Origin of the sequence: Streptomyces sp. NRRL WC-3549, from assembly GCF_000721935.1 — a bacterium.
Taxonomy (GTDB): domain Bacteria; phylum Actinomycetota; class Actinomycetes; order Streptomycetales; family Streptomycetaceae; genus Streptomyces.
Genome location: NZ_KL585428.1, coordinates 757 through 1,736, shown reverse-complemented (window position 1 = coordinate 1,736; position 980 = coordinate 757). Strand labels below are relative to the sequence as shown.

The window sequence follows — 980 nt, the reverse complement described above, 5'->3', positions numbered from 1 at the left end:
GGGGGACGCCCACATCAAGATCGCCTGGGTGGCGGTGATGGCGGAGCGGGCCGCCGACACGGACCGCCAGATCGGCGCGGCCCGCGCCCTGCTCGGCCCGTCGCCGTCCCCGGCGCGGTGCGCGTCGCTCGCGGTCGTGGACGGGCACCTCTCGCTGCTGCCCGGCCAGGAACGCCCGGAGCCCGAGAGCGTCGAGCGGGCCGCCCGCGCCGCCGCGGAGACCGCCGAGGCCGAGGGGCTCTGGGCGGTCGCCTGCCAGGCCTGGCAGTTACTGGCGCTGCTGGCCCGGGAGGACGGCTTCGACGCGGCCGACGCGTGTCTGGAGCGGATGCTGTCCCTGTCCACCGAGCACCGGCTGCCGCTGTGGCGGGTGGAGGCGCTGGTACGGCTGGGCGCGAACGGCTTCATGCGGACCGGTGACGCGGCCCGGCTGCACTCCGCGCGGGCGGCGGCCTCGGAGCTGGGTTCGCTGCTGCTGACGCAGACGGTCGACGGGCTGCTCGCGATGAACGCGGTGATGTGCGCCCGGTGGGACGAGGCGGAGGCGACCGTCGCGCGGTCGGTGGAGGTCAGCGCCCGGATCGGGAACCTCGCCGCCCACCGCTATCTGCTGCTGGCCGGGGCCACGATGGCGGCGCACCGGGGGCGCCGGCGGGAGCGGGACCGGTACCTCGCCGCGTTCCGCCGGGCGGGCGGCGAGGACTCGCCGCTGGTGCCGCTGCGGCTGGGGTTCTGCCGGGCCATCGGCGCGCTGCTGGAGGAGGACCGCCCCTCGGCGCTGGCGGATCTGGACGCCGTACTGGACTGGGAGCGGGACCACCCGAGCTACTACTACCTGAGCGGCCGCTACGGGCTGCGCCCGCTGCTGCGGGTGCTCGCGGGCGAGGCGGACCGGGCGGAGTACGAGGCGGTGGCCGCGGCCCCCGGGGCCGCGCTCGCCTGGAACCGGCAGTTCCTGGACCTGGCGGATGCGGTGCTGC

1 pseudogene is annotated in these 980 nt (G+C 77.0%); it reads left to right on the top strand.

The annotated features are described in order from the left end of the window. Nucleotides 1-980 (top strand): annotated as a pseudogene (locus IH13_RS0129450) (LuxR family transcriptional regulator); the annotation flags it as partial.